We start from the raw sequence: 20,707 nt of genomic DNA, 5'->3' as shown, positions 1-20,707 counted from the left end.
TTATGGTCGCAGGGTTTGCCTTGCTTTTAAGCTTTATATTTTTATTAAACGGAGCCAAATAATGCTAAGTGTCATCATATTTTTCCCAGCAATAAGCGCAATACTTGGCTTTTTGATAGAAAATAAAAGCATCAAATTTTATGGAGCAAGCATCGCTTTAATCGAGCTTTTGCTAGCCATTTTTATCTGCGTAAATGTCGATTTTCAGGGTTATGACTTTGTTTTGACGCATCAAGTCTCGCTTATACCAAGCCTAAATATCAGCTACTTTGTCGGCATCGACACCATCTCACTTGTGCTTATAGTCCTTAGCGCATTTATGAGCTTCATCTCTATCGCCGCACTTAGTGATGATGGAAATTTAAAGCACCTGGTTATTAGCGTGCTATTTTTAGAGAGCACGATGATGGGCGTCTTTAGCGCGCTTGATATGATCTTGTTTTACAGCTTTTGGGAGCTTAGTCTCATACCGCTTCTTTACATCATCGGCGCATTTGGCAGTAAAAATAGAATTTACGCTGCGATTAAATTTTTTATCTACACATTTTTAGGCTCTGTCTTTATGCTAGTGGCGATCATCTTTATCGGCTATTTGTGCTACCAAAAAAGCGGCGTATTTAGCTTTAACCTGCTTGATTGGTACAAACTTGGTATCGGGCAAAGTGCTCAAATTTGGCTATTTTTAGCATTTTTCTTTGCTTTTGGTGTGAAAACTCCGCTGTTTCCATTTCACACGTGGCTACCTTACGCGCACGGACAGGCTCCGACTATCGGCTCAGTACTGCTTGCTAGCGTGCTTTTAAAGATGGGTACTTACGGCTTTGTGAGATTTTCACTCCCACTTTTTCCAGATGCGAGCCTGCTTTTAAGTGGCTTTGTCTGCGTCATAGCCATCATCATGATCATCTACGCAGCCCTCGTTGCCTACGCGCAAAGCGACATGAAGCAAGTGATCGCTTATAGCTCCATTTCACACATGGGTGTCATCATGCTTGGTATCTTTTCACTAAATTTAATAGGCCTTGACGGCTCAATATTTTTAATGATAAGCCACGGTATCGTAAGCGGCGCACTATTTTTGTTAGTTGGCGTCATCTACGAGAGGGCTCACACCAAAGAAATTTGCGAATTTGGTGGCCTTGCTAAGGTGATGCCAAAGTACGCGCTTGTGTTTTTTATAGCAACTCTTGCAAGTATCGGCCTGCCGCTAACGATTGGCTTTGTGGGCGAGTTTTTAAGCCTGCTTGGCGTCTTTAAGCTAAACAAGCTCTTTGCACTACTTGGTGGCTTTAGTATCATCGTGGGTGCTATTTATATGCTGGTGCTTTATAAAAGGGTCTTTTTTGGCGAGTGCAAAGAGAAAAATTTAAGCCTAAAAGATCTAAATTTTAAAGAGTTAGCCGCTCTTGTGCCACTTTGTTTGCTCATAATCGCTCTTGGCATCGCACCAAATTTGATACTAAAACCACTTGAGCCAAGCGTGCAAAATATCATAAGCAAAATGCAAACTAGAGCTGTAAATAGCGGCACAAAGGATAAAATTTCATCTTTAAATGGCGGGAGCAAACTATGAACGAAATAGCCTTTTTAGACCTAAACGAGATCTCGCTACAATCACTCTCACCGATGCTTAGCATGATGGTTTTTGCACTTTTTATCCTCATAGTTGGAGCGATAAAAAAGGATCTTTCGAGGAATTTCTACTGCGTATTTTGTATCATCGCTATATTTGTAAATTTAGGCATTACGCTTGATTTTAACGGGCTTAGCCTAAGCTTTTGGGATATGCTCTTAGTCGATGGAATTTCTATCATCTCGCAGATCATTATCCTAATCGCCTCAGCTCTTTTCATCCCTCTTGCACTTAGCACAAAAGAGTATTTTGAGTATAAAATTTACGAGTACTACGCGCTATTTTTATTTATGATCGCTGGATTTTTATTTATGGTGAGCTCAAACAACCTACTCATCATCTTTTTAGGCCTTGAGATCAGCTCGCTTTGCCTCTACACCCTAATCGCCCTTCACAACAAAGCAAAAAGCGTCGAGGCTGCCATCAAATACTTCGCGATGGGCTCGCTCTCAGCTGGCTTTTTTGCGATGGCGATAGCGATGTTTTATCTAGCAACAAACTCAATAGACATCGCTCGCATAGGCGTTGTCATAAAAGATCTTAGCCTAAATCAAAACTTAATAATCTTGCTTGGTTGCGTTTTCATCGCTTCAGCCATTGGCTTTAAGCTCTCGCTCATACCATTTCACACCTGGATACCAGATGTTTATGAGGGCTCAAATGCCCCACTAGCTGGCTATATGTCGATAGTGCCAAAGGTGGCGGGCTTTATCGTCGCGTTAAGAATTTTTGCGATGCTTGAGGGCTCTGGAATTTCATGGATAAAAGATATGCTCTACATCATCGCCGTGCTTACGATGAGCCTTGCAAATATCATGGCTCTAGTGCAAAAAGACGTAAAAAGGATGCTCGCCTTTAGCTCCATAGCTCACGCTGGTGTCGTGCTTTGTGCGCTCGTGGCAAACTCTCACGAGGCAAATGTCGCCTTGTTTTTTTATTGGATCATGTTTTTGTTTGCAAATTTGGGTGCATTTTCTATGCTCTGGGTCGCAAGGTGCGACGACGTCGTCTGCTGGGACAAGCGCTTTAAACACCCGTATGAGAAATTTTCAGGGCTTATTAAAATTTTGCCAAGTTACGCTGTGATAATGGGAATTTTCATGATAGCCCTTGCTGGCATACCGCCTTTTAGCGTATTTTGGGGCAAGATGGTGCTTATCTCATCGCTTATAAAGTCTGATTATGTCGTGCTTAGCCTCATCATCATGATAAACTCGGCGATTGCTATTTATTACTACCTAAAGCTCATCGTCTTTATGTTTTTAAAAGAGCCTATCGTAAAAGATAAAAATATCTACATCTCAAACGTCTCGATGGCACTAAAGGTGATCGTTGGAGTTGCCGTTGCTGGTACGGTCTTTGCCTTTTTGTTTTCTGGGGTGATTTTGGAATTTATCGAGCATTTTGTCTTTGCTTCAGGATTTTAGAAAATTTAACTATAATGGCGGCATGAAAAAGCTCTTAACCATCTTATTTTTACCGCTTTATCTATCCGCCTTTAGCCTTAGCCTAAACAGCGGCGCAAACGCAAATAAGCCTTATAGCGTCCTTCAACTAAGCGACGAGAAAGAATTTGAATGTGTGGAGCAAATTTTAGCCTACGACACGAAGCGCTACGTTTGTATGCTCGATGATGGGATCTTGCCAAAGATCGAAGATACGACGCTGCCTTTAATGGACATAAAATATAAAAAGCAAGATGGCAAACTCTTTATCGTCATCATGCCAAAGGCACCTTCAAGGCTGCTAAACGTTCAAACCGAGCTTTATAACAGTCCAAGCGTGCAAGATACGCCAAAGACGACCATCTCAAAGCACTTTAGCATCATTATCGATACTTCACTAAGCGAAAACAACAAAAGAGTATCTGGGCTAAATTTTTCGCCTGATTTTAGAGATATGCTAAGTCCAAGCATCGGAGCGCTCGATCTTAACAAAGCGCCTATCGCTGGGCTTGATAGCAACGATATAGACATCTATATAAATATAAAAAGAGCTTACGAAAAGGGCGCTTATGAAAGCGTGGTAAAAGATACACAAACAGCGATGAAAAGGCATCCAGCCAGTCTTTTCTCAAGCGAGTTTTTACTTTTTAGGCTAAGAGCGCTTGATAAAATTTTTGAGACAAAGAGCGAGTTTGAGGGGTTTGAGCCAAAAGATATTGTAAGCGAGGGCAGAGCTTGGATAAGAAAATTCCCTTCTGATGAGAACTACCCAGAGGTGCTGTATCTCATCGCCAGAGCTTACCTAAAAGATAGCATCGCAAGTGATGCAAAATATATGCTTGACATACTAAGCGAAGAGCACGTAGAGTCAAAATTTACAAAGCTTGCCACGCTTGATTATGCTGACTACCTATATAAAATAGGCAGGCAAAAAGAGGCGCTAAGCGACTATGAAAAGGTGCTCTACTCTACAAATGACATCGACCTTGCAAGTAGAGCTGCACTAAGTCTAGCAGACGCAAATATCGATAAAGAGAAATTTGAAGAGGCAAAGAAATTTGTACTAAAGATCGCAAATGCAAATGAAAAATTTTTCATGAACGATCCGACAAAATCGATGAATTTAGCCTATACATTTGCCAGCAAAGATATGCCAGACGTAGCTGCTAAAATTTATGAAATTTTGGTAAATAATAGCGACAGGACAAAGGATTTTTACGAGGCAGCACTAAAAAATTTAGCGCTAAATTTAACCAAAACAAAAGATGAAAAAAGGGCGTATGAGTATCTAAACAGATACGAAAAAGAGTTTAAATATGGCGATTATATCGATGAGGTTGCTAAGGCAAAGGATGGGCTATTTTTTGAAGAAGATGACAAAAACGCCACCGCACTTCACGCAAGATATAAAGAGCTCATAGAAAAATATGCCGGCACAAATATCAGCCAAAAGGCGCTAATCAGCGAGCTTGAGCTTGATCTAAAAGAGCGTAAATTTGCCGATGCGCTAGCTTATAACAACCTTGCAAAAGATGAAAATTTAAGCAAGGCGATGGAGCTTGTAAATGAGGCTGCGCTTGAGCTAACAAAAGAGTTTTTCATCAAAGATGACTGCACGGCGGTTGTAAATTTACTCGAAAACTACGATGTGAGCAAGGTCTCTTTACCACAGTTTAAGCTATTTAACTGCTACTTTAGAACGGCGCGTTACAATGAGGCGCTAGAGCTTGCAAAGGCTCATGTGAAGGATGAAAATTTAGAAGATAGAGTCGAGTGGCTAGTAAATTTGAGCAAAATTTTATATAAAAATAAAGACTACGAGCACGCCATCATCGCTGCAAACGACGCCCTATCGCTTGGCTCAGCGGTCGAGTACTCGGATCCTACCCCATCGCTTTTTGATAGATTTTACTCGCTACTTGCGCTAAAACGCTTTACTGAGGCGGTCTCAACGATCAGTGCGATCGAGCAGCTAAGAGGACAGGACTTTAAGATCATCGAGGCATACGCAGCTATAAGCGACTATGCGATGAAAAGCAACGACTACGCTATTGCTGCAACCTACGCTAAAAAGGCACTTGAGCTACAAACCAGAGCCAAGATAAATACCTTTTCGCCAAAGCTAAATTTTGACTACTCAGAGGCTTCGCTAAAGACTGACGATCTTGACGAGGCGCTTGATGAGGCGAAATTTATACTAAATATGAAACTTGAGCCAGAGGATCGCTTGCATGCTCTAAATTTGGCAAGTGAAATTTACATCAGGCAAAAGCAGTATAAGTTAGCTAAGCCATATCTAAACGAGTGCATTGGCTCAAATTTCACAAGTGCTTACAAAGATGCCTGCAAAGCCAAACTTGAGATGATAAAGTAAAAATTAGTGTCAAATTTAAATGATCTTGAAAGAGAGTATCTAAAGCTAGAAAAAGAGAATTTTCAGGACGGCAAAAGGATCAAATTTATCGCAAATTTAGGCACAAGTGATGAGATAGCGTATCATTATGAGCTTATTTGCAAGCAGTGGCAAGAGGGCAGGCAACTAAATTTATAAAGCAGCTTTGATAGGCATGGAAGCGCTGGGCTGGAGTATTTGTTTGAGCGTTTAGCTAAGATGGGTGATCAAAAACAAAAAATAGATACCATCTATCTTATAGCGCAAATCCTTTCTAAGTCTAAGCATAGGGACTTTTATACCACATTTTGTGATCGCCTTATACCTAAAATAACCTCTTTTTTAGGGACAAATGATACCTTTCGACGCAAGCTTATAATAGCGCTTGGTTGGGTTGGTACGTTAGAGCAAATAGAAATTTTAATAAGCGAGATGCATGGTAGCAAAGATAGCCTTTGCAGGGCATGGGCAGCATCTAGCCTTATGCAGATGTCGTTTCACAGGGTTGCTCAAGCAATCTTGCGAGATAAAACAAAATCCGCATTTTTGCAAAGCATCTCTAGCGAAAAAGAGTTATACGCTTGCGTAGTTATGATAGAGGCAGCTCAAAATTTATTTGGTAAAAAGTGGATATCTTCTATTGCAGTCCAAGATCAAGACACTGAAAAGGTAGAAAAAGCTAGAAAAATGGCAGTAAGGTTTTTAGGCAGGGATTAAATTTACCATTAATCGGATTGTGTGTTTGATTGTGTTTTGCTTATTGGATTATAAAGTAAAAATGATTTGAATTTCTAAGAAATTTTGGCTTTAAATTTATAAGATTTAAAAATAAAATTTTATATTTTTAGCTTAGAAATAGCGGACAAAATAGCTTTAATTTGATTTAAAATTTAATTTTTTCTTGACATATAATAATGTTTTTTGTATAATCTCAATTCTTTTTTAAATAATCATGTCTTGCTAGCTCAGTCGGTAGAGCATCTCACTTTTAATGAGGGGGCCGTTGGTTCGAATCCAACGCAGGACACCATTTTTTGGGTTTATGACCCTTTCGTCTAGTGGCTCAGGACTCTACTTTCTCTGTGTAGGAACAGAGGTTCAAATCCTCTAAGGGTCGCCAGATATTTTAAATTTTAGGTCGCTTAGCTCAGTTGGTAGAGCGCCACCCTTACAAGGTGGATGTCATAAGTTCGAGTCTTATAGCGACCACCATTACTTTTAGGTGCAGCGGTAGTTCAGTTGGTTAGAATGCCGCCCTGTCACGGCGGAGGTCGCGGGTTCGAGCCCCGTCCGCTGCGCCATCTACTAAACCTTAGGTTAAGGTTCTTGATTCTATTTTTCTTGTTTTTTGAGTGATCAAATTAAATTTTAAGATTATAAGTTCTAAGATAACACTTTATGATTTGTTATTGATACTTAATCTTGCCTCGTTAGCTCAGTTGGTAGAGCATATCACTCTTAATGATGGGGTCGTAGGTTCGAGACCTACACGGGGCACCATCTTTTGGCCCATTCGTCTAGCGGTTAGGACACCAGCCTCTCACGTTGGTAACACGAGTTCGAGTCTCGTATGGGTCACCATTTTTCTTCTAAATTTAACTAAAATTTTGAAAAAATTACTGCTAGTGCAATAAATTTGACTAAAAAATGTTTAAAATTTCTTTCTATTTTTATAAAAGGTAAATTTGTTTTAAAAGCTACCAGAGTTGCACATGTAGAAAGCAATGGAGCGCTTGTTTTCCACAGTAAAATATTCTATATTTGTTTTCAGTAAATTTTACATCTATGGATTATAACGCTTTCTTTATTGCTTGCTAATATGCGAAGCAATTTTGGTATTCAAATAGTAGAATTTATATCACAATGCCGTATTTTAAAATCTCATAATTATTTAATGAAGGTCTAAAAACTTGTTTTAATAACGAGATGCTTGAGTTTTGTAAAAGGTTTTGGGCTAAAACGGATCAGCAATTTATAAAATCTTAGAGATTACAAATAATGATGAAATCATGACTGCTGGAGTTTATCGTTTCTATTAAATCTTTTAGAAATGCATAAATTTTAAAATTTAGCCGCAACATAAATTTGATAAATTTGCTGACTTTGCCTTGATAAATTTGACTTATAAGATAAAAGGGGTAGGGCGCATTTAATACGCCCTTTTATAAATTTTTGATCTATTTTAGCTCAAACGCAAGTGTTGCAGCGATCGTCTCATCATCGCAAATTTTTAAGTCGGCAAACGGCATTTTATGCACAGTTTGTAGCAGCCATTTTCCAGGTTTAAGTGCAAGTACTTCTATCGTACCGTCTGGCTCAGTTTCTCCGTGAAATGCGCTTTTTTCTTTCAAAAAGCCATCAAATGTTCCATCAAGCGTGGCATTTTCTAAAGGTTTGCCCTCAAATAAAATTTTAACCTTAAACGGCACGCCCACTTTGAAATTTGCTGGATTGTCAAGCGGAACTATCTCTAGGCGTTGGTTGGATGGCTTTGTGACTGAGCTATCTTTTGCGTTTTTGTTTATGACACCTTTTGCGCTCATACTCGCTTTTTTGCAGTATTTGGCGTCCTTGATGTCCTCTTTGGTTTTGCCCATGTGCCATGTGCCATCGCTTGCTTTTGTCCAAAACGTAGGCTTATACTCGCCAGCTATAAGGTATGAGCCGTCTTCTAGTTTGGCTCTTTCATAATGGTAGTTTTCGCCGCTTTGTTTTAGGCTCAGTTTCTCGCCATTTTTGTTTATAATGTATGGGGCTTCAAAAAGGGCGATCCTATTATCTGCGATCTTTTCAACAGTCGGGAAGTCGTCTGCGTAGCCGATATCAACGCTGGTTACGTCCTTACTGCTTCCAAAAAGCCAAAATTCGTGAGCTAAAGAGTGGCTGCTAAGTGCTGCCAAAGCCAAAAGTGCAAATAAATGCTTGTTCATTACCTATCCTTTCAGATTAACTTGTCTATTTTCTATTTCTAATATATGTCACAAAAATATTGTTAAATTTTATAGATCTAAATTTTGCTATTTATTTAACAAATTTAGTAATCAAAAACAAATTTATTTTACTAAATTTATCAAAATGGTATAACTATAAAAATAGCTTAAACACTGAAATTACGAAATATAAATCAGTGGCGCAATTATATCAAAATAATAATCAATGTCAATATAAAATTAAATTTTACCTATAAAGGAACAAATCAAAATAAATTTGCCTTTACCATTTATATAGCTAAAAAGTTTTATTTTTGAAATATTTTGTATAAAAATTATTTTTTCTCATTATATTTTAATATTAAATTAAGATTATATCCTTTATAATGTCACTAAATTATTTTAAAAAATATAACTTTATAGTTATTTCCAAGGAAGGTTAAGATGAGAACTCTCTTATCTTTAAGCATGGTGTGTGCTGCGCTACTTGCTAATGAGACTAATCTAAAAAACGAGTTAAACAATGAAGAGATTAGGGCGAATATGGCAAGCTCTTTTAACGAAAGCTCCAACATAAATTTGCTTAACGAAAAACCAGATTCAGAAGGTAAGCTAAATTTAAACGAAACCCCATGCTTTAAAATAGATAAAATTTCACTTCTTAGTGAGAACGAAGTAGCTAGCTTTAACGCTAGTAGTGGTGCTGATGAGGCTATAATAAGAGAAGCTTATAATACAAACTACTATAAATTTAACTCTATTTTAGAGGCTAGCTTAAACAAGCTTGATTTTAAATCAGGCAGCTGTCTTGGCAAAAACTCTATCAATCTAATCATAAACTCTTTTAACAACGAGATAATAAAAAGTGGCTATATCACTTCAAGTGCGAGCCTAGTTACAAAGAGTCTAAAAGACGCAAAGCTAGAGTTTGTCATAAATCTTGGCTTAATAGATGATATAAGCATAAATGAGCTTGACACCCAAAGAAATAGAGCGAGCCTATTTAGCGCATTTGGTGAGTACTCTCATAAAAACAAACTAGCAAATATAAGAGATATCGAGCAGGCTCTTGAGTCACTACAAAACGTCTCTAAAAATGATGTTAGCATTAAATTCTTACCTTCAAATAGGGCTGGCTTTTCAAATATAGTGATCACTAGGGTTGATAGCTTCCCGCTAAAAGCTGCCATTAGCCTTGACAACCTTGGCTCAAAACAAAGCGGCAAGTACCAAGGCATGCTAAATTTAAGCACACTAAATTTACTCGGATTTAACGAAATTTTTAGCTTCTCACGTGGCAAGGATGTGCTTAAAAAGTATAAGGTGACTAATAAATTTAATGGCGCAAGTGATCACGGAGCTTCAAATAACTACTATTACGGCTTTAGTATCCCATTTGGCTACTTTATGCTTGAGTATGAAAAGAGTAAATATGACTACGCCCAGATCATAAACGCAGCCTACAATCTTTACACATATAAAGGTAGAAGCGAGAGTGACTCACTAAGCCTTGCTTATACATTTTATAGGGACTCAAATTTTAAAAATAGCGCCTATGTAAAGCTATTTAAGAGAAAAAATAAAAACTACCTAGAGGACTACGAGCTAGATAACCAAGCTAGAAGAAATGCTGGATATGAGGTAGGCGTAAAATCAAGCTGGAATTCTTACAACCAAGCTTTTAGCGCCAAGCTAGCTTATAAAAAGGGCACTGGTATATTTAACTCACAGCCCGATCCTTTAGAGGATAGCGGCGAGGCTACATCTAGGTTTGCTCTAATAAATTTAAACCTAAACTACAAATATAAATTTGAACTTCCACTAAGCTACGATCTAAATATCAACGCAAGATATGGTCTAAATAAACTAAGCTTGCAAGATAAATTTAGTATCGGTGGATACTACAGTGTTAGGGGATTTGACGGAGAGAGCTCGCTTGTTGGAAACCACGGAGTAAGCGTAAGAAATACCCTCTCATATAACTACTATAAGAGCAACTCTGTCTATGCAGGGCTTGACGCTGGTATGGTAAGAGCAGCAAGTAGCGGCATAAAGGATAAAAACACCCTTGCAGGATACGCCATAGGTCTAAGAGGCAACATAAAAGCCTACAACAACCTAAGCTACGACATCTCTGTCTCAAAACCTCTTTATAAACCAAAGAGCTTTGAAACTAAATCAACAAATGTAAATTTCATCATAAGCTACGAATTTTAAGGATAAAATATGCTAAAGAACAACCAAATTTCAAATGCACAAAAACCTAGCCTTTTAACCATAGGCTTAAATTTCTACGTAAGTCTCTCTTTGCTACTTGCCACTTCACCAGCATTAGCAAATGAGCCAAGTATCATAGCTGACCCAGGTGCGAACAATCGCCCTGATATACTAAAAGCTCCTAATGAGACGCTAATAATAAACATCACAAACCCTGATAGCAAGGGTGTATCTATAAATGAATATAGTAGGTTTAACACCCCAACTACTGGCACTATCCTTAATAACTCTAATAAAAACATAGATACAAAGATAGCTGGCCAGATAGATGCAAACTATAGGCTAACAAAAGAGGCAAGCCTTATTATCAACAAAGTAAATTCGGCTGAGAAATCATCTCTAAAAGGAAATTTAGAGGTAGCTGGAAGCAGGGCTGACGTAGTCATAGCAAACCCAAATGGCATAAGCGTAGATGGTCTAAATATGATCAACTCTCGCTCACTCACACTAACAACAGGTAGTATCAATAAACTAAGTCCTAAAGAGATAGAGCTAATATCTAATAACTCTATCGATATCGTAGGAGACGGCCTAAATGATAAGAGTAGCGACTATACAAACGTCATCTCAAATGCTGTAAATTTAAACTCAAATATCCACGCAAATGAGCTAAATATCATCGGTGAAAAGGCGGTTGCTTCAAGCAATGGCAAACTATATAACGACGTAAAAGCTAAAAACCAAGAAAATAGCTTTAGCCTAGATAGTAGCGCGCTTGGCGGTATGTATGCTAATAAAATCAAACTAGTTGGCACAAGTAACGGCGTAGGCGTAAATAATAACGGCCTAGTTATAGCAAATAACAATATAGAAATAAGCCTTGATGGCGATATAGTAAACACTGGTGCTATCGCTTCTAATAAAGATGCCAAGATAGAGGCAAAGACTATAACAAACAAAGATGAAGCGCTAATAGGTGCAAAAAATACTCTTAACATAAAAGCAGACACTTTGGTAAATACTTCAAGCCAAATTTATGCTAAAGATATAAATGTAGAGGCTAAAAAGCTAGTAAATAACTCAAGCTCGCAGGCTAGGGTGGAGAAAAGCTCATTTGCTAAAAATTTAGCTCTAAAGCAAAGCGGCGAGAATAGATTTAAACTTGAAGAGGTAAATTTAAAAGAGATAAAAGCAAAGATTGAGGCTAAATTTAAAAAACTAGGCAAAGAGCTAAGCGAAGATGAGCTAAATGCTGAAATTTTAAAAGAGGCTATAAACAAAGATAGCACCCTTTATGCTCTAAATTTACACAAAGACTCATATCTATATGGCACATCGACAAAGGTATTTGCTAACCTAAGACTAGACATAGATAAAAACGAAGTAGTACTAGATACTAGCAAAGCAAAAGACCGCGAAGTGCTAAAGAGAATTTACTACTCTATAAACAAAGAAATTTTAAATGAAGATGATAAGGCAAATTTCATCCCAGGCAGCATAATAGCTAGCAATGATATAAATTTAAAAGTAGATGAAGTGCTAAATGATAAGAGCTTTATCTACGCAGGCAATGACCTTGTGCTTGATAGCAAAGATATAACAAATGTAGCGCTAAATTTAACAAGAGATGTTAGCAGCTTTAACGAATTTAAGTGGAAAAAGCAAGAGTGGAAAGGTAAAAGAGGAAAAATCTTTGGTAAAAAAAGATGGGTAACTAAAGGCGGCAAAGGTGCTGTATTTAACTTCTCATACACTGATGTTGGCTTGCCAGCAGTCTTTGCAGCGGGCAATGACATAGTAGGAAGCACACAGGACTTTTCAAGCTACGCACTAAATGATGATATAAAGCTAGCAAACGTTGATCTAGATAAATTCTCTGAGCCAATATTTAATAGCCCAATAATAAAAAACCTAAATAAAAGGGTAAAAAACCAAGGATACTACTACAGCCTTGATAGCATAAACTCTGCTTATATAGCAAATATCCTTGATAGTCTATATGAAGCAAGAAACGAGAGTATAAGTAAATTTAAAAAGGAAGCTAAAGATAAAAACGTAAAAGCCTCAGCTCTAGTAATGGCAAATAACATAGACCTAGACGCCAAAGGCAACATAAGCTTAGCTGGCAGCGTAGTGGCTGATAATATAAATTTAAACTCACAAAATTTAAACCTAAATCACCTAGAGCTAAACTCTAAAGATCTAAATTTAAAAGCAGACGCAGCAAATATCAACTCAAGTGAAATTTCAGCCAAAAATATAAATGTAAATGCCAATAATATAAGCTTAGACAAAGGGTCATCTCAGTTTAGCAAGGCTTCAAATTTAAAAGCAGACGAGAGCCTAAATTTAAATGCTAAAGAAAATCTAAACATCGCTGGATCAAGCCTAGAGGCTGAAAAGCTAAATTTAAACGCAGATAATATAAATATAAACGCTAAAGAGTTTGCCTACAGCCATAGCGCAAAAGAAAAGGGCATAAGCTTTAAACAAAGCATCCAAACGCTAAATAGCGCAAACCTAGACGCAAAAGATATAAATTTAAACTCTAAATCAAATACCAACATCAGCTCAAGCAACCTAAGAGCTACTAATAAGCTAAACGTAGAAGCTGGAAATGATATATATGTAGTTGGAGCAAATACAAACGAGAGCACTGAAACTAAAGAGAAGTCAAAGGGCTTTTTCTCTAAAAAAGAGTCTCAACTAATGGCAATAAATCAAAAGGTCATTAGCTCAAATTTAAATGCAGGTGATATCAGCCTAAAAGCTGGTGGCAACCTAGCTCTAGTCTCATCAAATCTAAATGCTAACAATATAAATTTAAACGCAGATGAAAACGTTATAGTAGATGCTAATCACAACGTAGAAGCAAGCCAAAGCTTTACTAAAAGCTCACGCTTTTCACTAAAACCAACATCTCTTTATGAAAGCAACCTTCATCTACTTGAAAAAGGCGATAAAAGGGCAGTTGCTTCAAATTTAAATGCAAATGAAAACATAAATATAAATGCAAACAACATCAACCTAAAAGGTGCAAACCTAAATTCGCAAAAAGATATAAATTTAAACGCGGATCTCATAGATATATCAAATACTAATGATGAGAGCTATAGAAACGAAGTTAGTAAAAAGAGTAAGATAGGCTTAATCTCAATTGGTGAGCACATCAAGAATTTAAAAGCAGACCTAATACAAAAGCTAAATCCTATAAAAGATCTAAAAGCAAAAACAAAAGACACATCTATAAAAATCCCTATTGCAAAAGCTAGCTTAGATCAAAAAAGTTCAAAAGAGAATTGGGTAAATGCAAACTCGTCAAATTTAAATGCAAATGGCGACATAAACCTAAAGGCAAAAGATGATATAAATATAGTAGGCTCAAATTTAAACGCCAATGAAGCCATAAATTTAACTAGCCAAAACTCAAATATCAAACACTCGACAAATCTCTATGCTAAAGATACATCAAGCAAAGAGGCAACTGGCACACTATCTATCACCGCCCAAAACGAATATGCGCAGATCGCCCCAGCAGCACTTGCTCTAAAAGAGGCGGTTGCTCAGCTAAAAAGAGTGAAAAAAGAGTATGACAACTATAAAAAAGAGAGATCAAAGCTAGAAGCTAGCCTAAGCGATATCAAACAAAGATATAAAAGTAAAGAGGTAGGCATCGACTACTCTGACATAGAAGAAGTAAGCGATATCTTAGAAGAGTATAGAGACGAGGAGAAATACTATAAAGAAAACATTCTTCTTGCAACCCAAAATGTAAATGCAAAAACACTAGCTCTAGTATCTCAAATGGCAGCTGCAGCTGCAAGCTCAGGAACATATGGATTTAGCGTAGGTGTAAGAGCTGATCTTGCCACCACTAAGCAAGAGAGCTCTTTAAAGCAAACTAGCTCAAACAAGTCTAGCCTAAATGCTAAACATATAAATATAAACTCGACTAAAGACATATCTATCACTGGCTCAGACCTAGCATCCAAAGAGGATATGAGCTTAAACTCAAACAACCTAAATATAAACTCTAGCGAAGATAGTTTAAAATATAAATCAAATACCAGATCTCTCACAACAGGATTTGGTTTTACATTTTATGGAGCAAACTCTAGCTCACTAGAGCTTGGAACAAATAGCTTAAAGCAAAGCGAACAAAGTCTAACAAATAACAACTCTCATCTTTACTCACCTAAAGATATGAATATAAACACAGCCAATGACGCAACCATCAAAGGAGCAAATTTAAGAGCTGATGAGAGATTAAATTTAAAAGTAGGAAACAACCTAAGTTTAGAGAGTACCAGAGATATAAAAGATGCTAGCTCTAAAAGCAAAGGTATAAATTTAAGCGCAAGCTACTCTGGAGCAACTAATGCTAAAAACTTTGCATCTGGAGATAGATCTCTAAGCTCTGTTGGAGCTAGCATTAGTAAGTCAAACTCTAACACAAAGATAAAACAGACAAACCTATCATCTATAACAGCTAATGAGCTAAACGTAGAGGTAGGTAAAAACACTCATCTAAAAGGATCACTACTAGCAGCAGGAGAGTATGATAAAGATAATACCTTTATAGATAACCACAACCTAAATTTAAAGACAAATACCCTAAGCTATGAGAACCTATCAAATACAAGCTATAACAAAGGATCATCTCTTAGTATAGGAGCTAATTACTCAGTAGGTAAAAAAGATGAAGCCAATAAAAACAGTCAAGACAAGAGTGCTACAAGCAGCTACTCTAGTCTAAAGTCAATAAACTACTCTAACCATAGAAATCTAAGCTACACACTATCTAAAAACCTAGCAACTCTAGGTAGTGGCAACATAGAGATAGCAGATAAAGATAACTCTGATGATCTAACAAGGCTAAATAGAGATACCACTAAACTAACAAAAGATCTAGTAAATACTAGCATAAGCTCAAATGTAGATGCTAGTATGGATTTAAGGGTGCTAACAAAGAGTGGGCAAAAGGATATCAAAGATGAGTTTAATACGGCTTCAACCATAGCTAAAGCCATAGAGCTTATATCTACTACAAAAAATGCTAAGCTATCTAGTTTCTTCAACTATGTGGATGACTTAGTAAAAGGATACGACAAAGATAAAATATTATTAGAGCTAAATTTAAAGGTAATGGAAAGTCAAAGTGCTTCTATACTGGAAAAAGAGCAGGCTGCTAGTAATATTGCTGCAATGTATGGAGTAAATGTAAAATTTGCAAATTTAGAAAGCTATAGTGGTGGTAAATTTAACCCAGAAGATCCAAACTCAATATATTTAAACACGGCTACTCTTGGTGATGCAAAAACTTTTTTAACAGCCCTAAGACATGAGCTAGTTCATAGAAAAGATAATGAGGCAGGTAAATTTATACCGCAAGATAAATTTCAAAATGAATTTGCTACCAATTTAGCATTAAAAAAACTTGATATGTCCAAAAAAGCCCTAGCCTTAAATGATAAAAAAATAGACAACTTTAATCTTAATATAAATAAAGACGATCCTGCTATACTTGCAAACACAAATCATTTTTACTCTTTAGATCAGAGTAAGAGTGATGATTGGGTAATGCAGGTAGTCGGTGGAGTAACAGGTGCCTTAACTAATCTATATACTCAATATGAAAGAAATGGTGAAAATTTAAATTTAGATAATATAAACTTTGTCGAGCTTCTTATAAATACAGGGGCTGGTATTTGGTCTGGTGGAGCAACAAGTTTGGGTAGCGCAGTCATTAGAGGTAGTGCTTCTTCAATGGTAACTGAAGCATACAATCAAGATAAATATAATAAAAATGGAGTTGATGGTGCCGAAATTTTGTGGAAAGGTACCATAGGTGGCTTAACTGGATTTTTCACTAGTGAAATTGGTAGTCTAGGAAGTAGTATTATTAAGAATAAAGGAGTTGTTGGAAGACCCATTGATTATGGACTAAAAACATATAAAAATGAGTTTGAAGGAGCAGCTGGTATAGGCGGTGCTATTCTTCCGAATTTTATTACAGGTAATAAAAATGAAAAATAATTTGTTAATACTTTTAAAAGTTTGGCTGCTGCTATTTTTTGTGTATCTTATTTTTAGGATATTTATTTATTTTTTTGGTGAACAAAGGCTGTATATGTTGATTTTGTGCCCTATTCTGTTTAACGGATATTATGTGATAAAAAATGGCATTAAAAGAAGTGACATAACTTTGTATAAAATAAAAAACGATCAAGTAAAAAATAATGGATTTGTAGCATTTGTATGGCTTGTTTTTTGCATTTTTGTATTGGTATTTTGGATAGTTGTCAAGTGAAATAGGTCAAATGATTTTTGTATTAGCATGGAATTTGGCAATATTTGCAGTGATTATCTTTTTTGGTTTTAATGTAGCCTTTAATCTATTTTCTGCTGTTCTTATCGGATATTTAGCGCTTTGTATAGCAAAAAATAAAGTAAAAAAAGATGACATTACCTTTGAGAGAGTAAAACATGGCGAATTTAAGTACGGTGGAGTTGCTCTTGTTTGGGTGGTATTTATTTTAATATCCTGGATAACTTATAATGTTATAGAATTTTTAAAATAAATTTTTTAATTTGTGCTTATATAGCTTCCTTGAGCGATTATTATATGGTTTATTGCAAAGATGAAAGCGAAGAGATAATAAAAAGAATGGCTATAAAATTTGGTCTTTGTTTGAGAGGTCTTGCCTAAATTTGTTGTGAATTAATGGCATAAAGATTTTAAAATTTGGAAAGTCAAATTTTTAAAAACATAAATGGAACAGGCGATTGATGAAATTTGAAAATTTTTATAAAAATGTAAAAACAAGTAAGTATTTTGATAAGGATTCATTTATAGGACAAATAGTTCTTAACGGCATATGGTATGATGATAAATATTGGCGACTAGAAAAAGATCTGCTTGAAATTTATGATACATATAAAGGTGAAGTAAAAATTCCAAGAGAACTGTTTGCTGGGATAGTGTCTATATTGGATGTTTTTATTATGCATAGTACTCAAGAGCTTATATTTGAGAAAAAGTCTATCAAAAGGCCATATCTATCATTGGAATTTGACCCAAAAGAGAGACTAGAGGTGATAAGTAGCTACATATTTGGAATATATGATGGCGATATTAGAAGTGTTGATTTTGATTACATAGAGGACTTATGAAGTATTTTTATAAAAATTTAGCATATGAAAAATGCTATGATGAGAACTCATTTGTTGCAGGTCTTATGGATTATTTTGAGTGGAGTGATGAGAAGTATTGGCTATTAGAGAGCGACCTTGTAGAAATATATAAAAAATACCATAAAAAAGAGCTACCGATTAGGATAATGAGGGGTATAGTTTGGCTACTAAATACCCCTTTATATCACTTTGGCCCTTTCAAGGTAAAGACATGTGAGAGGTCTTTTAAAAAGAAAAGTAACTATCTAATCAGTCCTTTGAGACCCAGCATATCTGATAGAGTTAATAGACTCAGGTCTTTAATCTTGACCGTGTCTCTAGATGATGATAAATTTTTCTATACAGATTTTATATATGCTCCAAAATAATTGGTAGGCATCGACTACTCTGACATAGAAGAAGTAAGCGATATCTTAGAAGAGTATAGAGACGAGGAGAAATACTATAAAGAAAACATTCTTCTTGCAACCCAAAATGTAAATGCAAAAACACTAGCTCTAGTATCTCAAATGGCAGCTGCAGCTGCAAGCTCAGGAACATATGGATTTAGCGTAGGTGTAAGAGCTGATCTTGCCACCACTAAGCAAGAGAGCTCTTTAAAGCAAACTAGCTCAAACAAGTCTAGCCTAAATGCTAAACATATAAATATAAACTCGACTAAAGACATATCTATCACTGGCTCAGACCTAGCATCCAAAGAGGATATGAGCTTAAACTCAAACAACCTAAATATAAACTCTAGCGAAGATAGTTTAAAATATAAATCAAATACCAGATCTCTCACAACAGGATTTGGTTTTACATTTTATGGAGCAAACTCTAGCTCACTAGAGCTTGGAACAAATAGCTTAAAGCAAAGCGAACAAAGTCTAACAAATAACAACTCTCATCTTTACTCACCTAAAGATATGAATATAAACACAGCCAATGACGCAACCATCAAAGGAGCAAATTTAAGAGCTGATGAGAGATTAAATTTAAAAGTAGGAAACAACCTAAGTTTAGAGAGTACCAGAGATATAAAAGATGCTAGCTCTAAAAGCAAAGGTATAAATTTAAGCGCAAGCTACTCTGGAGCAACTAATGCTAAAAACTTTGCATCTGGAGATAGATCTCTAAGCTCTGTTGGAGCTAGCATTAGTAAGTCAAACTCTAACACAAAGATAAAACAGACAAACCTATCATCTATAACAGCTAATGAGCTAAACGTAGAGGTAGGTAAAAACACTCATCTAAAAGGATCACTACTAGCAGCAGGAGAGTATGATAAAGATAATACCTTTATAGATAACCACAACCTAAATTTAAAGACAAATACCCTAAGCTATGAGAACCTATCAAATACAAGCTATAACAAAGGATCATCTCTTAGTATAGGAGCTAATTACTCAGTAGGTAAAAAAGATGAAGCCAATAAAAACAGTCAAGACAAGAGTGCTACAAGCAGCTACTCTAGTCTAAAGTCAATAAACTACTCTAACCATAGAAATCTAAGCTACACACTATCTAAAAACCTAGCAACTCTAGGTAGTGGCAACATAGAGATAGCAGATAAAGATAACTCTGATGATCTAACAAGGCTAAATAGAGATACCACTAAACTAACAAAAGATCTAGTAAATACTAGCATAAGCTCAAATGTAGATGCTAGTATAGATGCTAGGGTGTTTAGTAAAGAGGGTAGGAAGGAGATAGCTAAAGAGATAGTAGATACTAGCACCATAATAGACGCCATAAAACAAATATCAACTACAGATAGGGCAAATATATTCTCATTCTTTAAAGAAGTAAGCAAGCAATACAAAGTATTAAATGGTGTTAGAGAAGAGGTGGCAAATTCGCCAGAACTGCAAGCATTTTTATCTAGTAGCACTACAACCGAAGCACAAAGAAAAGAGGCTATGGGCCTAATAACACTTGCTGTTATGAAGAATTTAGGATATCTACCAAACGATATAAAGTCTATATATACAGATGAAAGAGGATATAATGGCGAAGAAATAAAAGGTTATACAAGCTTGCAAACTGGAGCTAGCTATATAAATTTCAAAAACATAACCAATATGAAAGATCTTGTAAAGACCATAACCCATGAAAACCAAAGATCTATGGATATACAAGATCATAGAGATATAGATAAAAATAGAGATGATGATACTAAGTATGCATCAAATTTCTCAGACTTTGCAACTAGATATTTCTCTCATGCTCTATGGCTAAATGATAAAGGTTTCTCTAAAACACCTTTAACAACAGCTGTAACATCAAGCATAGTAAATAACAATAGAGAATTTGCAAAGCTGGATAAGAATTTGGGAGCGAATAGGGTTGAGGCATATTCTAGGCCAGTAGGTTTTGGTAAAAACCATATGTTTATAGTTGTTGATGGAAGTAATTATAAAGAAGGAATTACTCTTGCTTCTCTTGGTGCTAAAGATTTTATATTTGGTGGTGATACTGAAATCGTAGTAAAAGATATAAACCATATTAGTAAAGAAGAAGATGTGGCAAGCACAGATAGAGATCATTACTTGAATAAGGAATGGGAAGAAAAACAGGTGATTGAAATTCCAAGAGGTATGACAGAAAGAGAATTTGATGAACGTGTTTTAGAAAATGCAAGAAACTATAACAAAATGTTTGAAAACAATAGATATCCAAATATTGCTTCAACAATCAGCGAATCTTTTTTTGGAGGCTACAATAACAATGAGGACTCTTTATTAAGAAATTCAAATACATTTGTAGATGATGTAATAGAATTTAGTGGAGGATATATTATGAATTTTAAAAACACACCTTTGCAAAATAGTACAGAATTAAGAAATATAACAGAACAATTAAATAAAATAGCCCCAAATACAATAGATTTTGGTGCATTGATGCAGTAGGATAA

Annotated in this window: 12 protein-coding genes and 6 tRNA genes; 17 read left to right on the top strand and 1 reads right to left on the bottom strand. The window is 36.0% G+C overall.

The features are described from left to right. Positions 1-61 precede the first annotated feature (61 nt). From CYP77_RS00495 to CYP77_RS00450, 11 genes are all read left to right on the top strand, one after another. A complete protein-coding gene (locus tag CYP77_RS00495) occupies positions 62-1,573 on the top strand; it encodes an NADH-quinone oxidoreductase subunit M (protein WP_103567807.1) in 1,512 nt (503 codons plus the stop codon). Continuing rightward, positions 1,570-3,060 carry an NADH-quinone oxidoreductase subunit NuoN gene (gene nuoN, locus CYP77_RS00490; RefSeq protein ID WP_103567806.1) on the top strand — a complete coding sequence of 497 codons (1,491 nt, stop codon included), beginning with the start codon at positions 1,570-1,572 and terminating at the stop codon, positions 3,058-3,060. Before CYP77_RS00495 ends, nuoN begins: the two co-directional genes overlap by 4 nt. 22 nt (positions 3,061-3,082) lie before the next feature. Further along, the gene (locus tag CYP77_RS00485) at positions 3,083-5,452 is read left to right on the top strand and encodes a tetratricopeptide repeat protein (RefSeq protein ID WP_103567820.1); all 2,370 of its coding nucleotides are present in this window, start codon (positions 3,083-3,085) and stop codon (positions 5,450-5,452) included. A 6-nt stretch (positions 5,453-5,458) separates the two neighbouring features. Further along, complete coding sequence (locus CYP77_RS10110; RefSeq protein WP_258032442.1) at positions 5,459-5,629, top strand: hypothetical protein; 171 nt, start codon at positions 5,459-5,461, stop codon at positions 5,627-5,629. A gap of 39 nt (positions 5,630-5,668) precedes the next feature. After that, entirely contained in the window at positions 5,669-6,187 is a 519-nt protein-coding gene (locus tag CYP77_RS00480; protein ID WP_258032441.1) for a HEAT repeat domain-containing protein, read from the top strand. A gap of 237 nt (positions 6,188-6,424) precedes the next feature. Continuing rightward, positions 6,425-6,500, top strand: a tRNA-Lys gene (locus CYP77_RS00475). Positions 6,501-6,514: 14 nt separating this feature from the next. Continuing rightward, positions 6,515-6,590: transfer RNA gene (locus CYP77_RS00470), tRNA-Glu, on the top strand. 16 nt (positions 6,591-6,606) lie between these two features. Further along, positions 6,607-6,682: transfer RNA gene (locus CYP77_RS00465), tRNA-Val, on the top strand. Positions 6,683-6,694: 12 nt separating this feature from the next. Then, positions 6,695-6,771, top strand: a tRNA-Asp gene (locus CYP77_RS00460). 123 nt (positions 6,772-6,894) lie between these two features. Continuing rightward, a tRNA-Lys gene (locus tag CYP77_RS00455) sits at positions 6,895-6,970 on the top strand. Between the two features lie 6 nt (positions 6,971-6,976). Then, positions 6,977-7,051 (top strand) — tRNA-Glu (locus CYP77_RS00450). A 596-nt stretch (positions 7,052-7,647) separates the two neighbouring features. Here the strand turns inward: CYP77_RS00450 and CYP77_RS00445 are convergent. Continuing rightward, the gene (locus tag CYP77_RS00445) at positions 7,648-8,400 is read right to left on the bottom strand and encodes a DUF4198 domain-containing protein (RefSeq protein ID WP_103567805.1); all 753 of its coding nucleotides are present in this window, start codon (positions 8,398-8,400) and stop codon (positions 7,648-7,650) included. A 444-nt stretch (positions 8,401-8,844) separates the two neighbouring features. Here CYP77_RS00445 and CYP77_RS00440 point away from each other — a divergent pair, with 444 nt between their 5' ends. The 6 genes from CYP77_RS00440 to CYP77_RS00410 all read left to right on the top strand — a co-directional run bounded on the left by CYP77_RS00440 (position 8,845) and on the right by CYP77_RS00410 (position 20,702). Beyond that, entirely contained in the window at positions 8,845-10,617 is a 1,773-nt protein-coding gene (locus CYP77_RS00440; RefSeq protein ID WP_103567643.1) for a ShlB/FhaC/HecB family hemolysin secretion/activation protein, read from the top strand. 9 nt (positions 10,618-10,626) lie between these two features. Continuing rightward, complete coding sequence (locus tag CYP77_RS00435) at positions 10,627-16,653, top strand: hemagglutinin repeat-containing protein (protein WP_103599660.1); 6,027 nt, start codon at positions 10,627-10,629, stop codon at positions 16,651-16,653. Between the two features lie 263 nt (positions 16,654-16,916). Further along, the gene (locus CYP77_RS00425) at positions 16,917-17,198 is read left to right on the top strand and encodes a hypothetical protein (protein ID WP_141090571.1); all 282 of its coding nucleotides are present in this window, start codon (positions 16,917-16,919) and stop codon (positions 17,196-17,198) included. A gap of 208 nt (positions 17,199-17,406) precedes the next feature. Continuing rightward, positions 17,407-17,790 (top strand): Imm41 family immunity protein, encoded by a 384-nt coding sequence (locus tag CYP77_RS00420; protein ID WP_103567139.1) that lies wholly within the window; start codon positions 17,407-17,409, stop codon positions 17,788-17,790. After that, on the top strand, positions 17,787-18,179 hold the full coding sequence (locus CYP77_RS00415) for an Imm41 family immunity protein (protein ID WP_103567140.1): 393 nt from the start codon (positions 17,787-17,789) through the stop codon (positions 18,177-18,179). Before CYP77_RS00420 ends, CYP77_RS00415 begins: the two co-directional genes overlap by 4 nt. Further along, entirely contained in the window at positions 18,180-20,702 is a 2,523-nt protein-coding gene (locus tag CYP77_RS00410) for a hemagglutinin repeat-containing protein (RefSeq protein ID WP_103599658.1), read from the top strand. The last annotated feature ends 5 nt before the right edge of the window (positions 20,703-20,707 follow it).

Origin of the sequence: Campylobacter concisus (assembly GCF_002913865.1) — a bacterium.
GTDB classification, from domain to species: Bacteria; Campylobacterota; Campylobacteria; order Campylobacterales; family Campylobacteraceae; genus Campylobacter_A; species Campylobacter_A concisus_AM.
This window is presented reverse-complemented; position numbering and strand designations above follow the sequence as displayed.

What these genes read in the sequence shown, in the direction of transcription:
- CYP77_RS00445 (WP_103567805.1), bottom strand. Translation starts at nt 8,400, where the DNA reads ATGAACAAGCATTTATTTGCACTTTTGGCTTTGGCAGCACTTAGCAGC.
- CYP77_RS00435 (WP_103599660.1), top strand. Translation starts at nt 10,627, where the DNA reads ATGCTAAAGAACAACCAAATTTCAAATGCACAAAAACCTAGCCTTTTA.
- CYP77_RS00440 (WP_103567643.1), top strand. Translation starts at nt 8,845, where the DNA reads ATGAGAACTCTCTTATCTTTAAGCATGGTGTGTGCTGCGCTACTTGCT.
- CYP77_RS00485 (WP_103567820.1), top strand. Translation starts at nt 3,083, where the DNA reads ATGAAAAAGCTCTTAACCATCTTATTTTTACCGCTTTATCTATCCGCC.
- nuoN (WP_103567806.1), top strand. Translation starts at nt 1,570, where the DNA reads ATGAACGAAATAGCCTTTTTAGACCTAAACGAGATCTCGCTACAATCA.
- CYP77_RS00495 (WP_103567807.1), top strand. Translation starts at nt 62, where the DNA reads ATGCTAAGTGTCATCATATTTTTCCCAGCAATAAGCGCAATACTTGGC.
- CYP77_RS00420 (WP_103567139.1), top strand. Translation starts at nt 17,407, where the DNA reads ATGAAATTTGAAAATTTTTATAAAAATGTAAAAACAAGTAAGTATTTT.
- CYP77_RS00415 (WP_103567140.1), top strand. Translation starts at nt 17,787, where the DNA reads ATGAAGTATTTTTATAAAAATTTAGCATATGAAAAATGCTATGATGAG.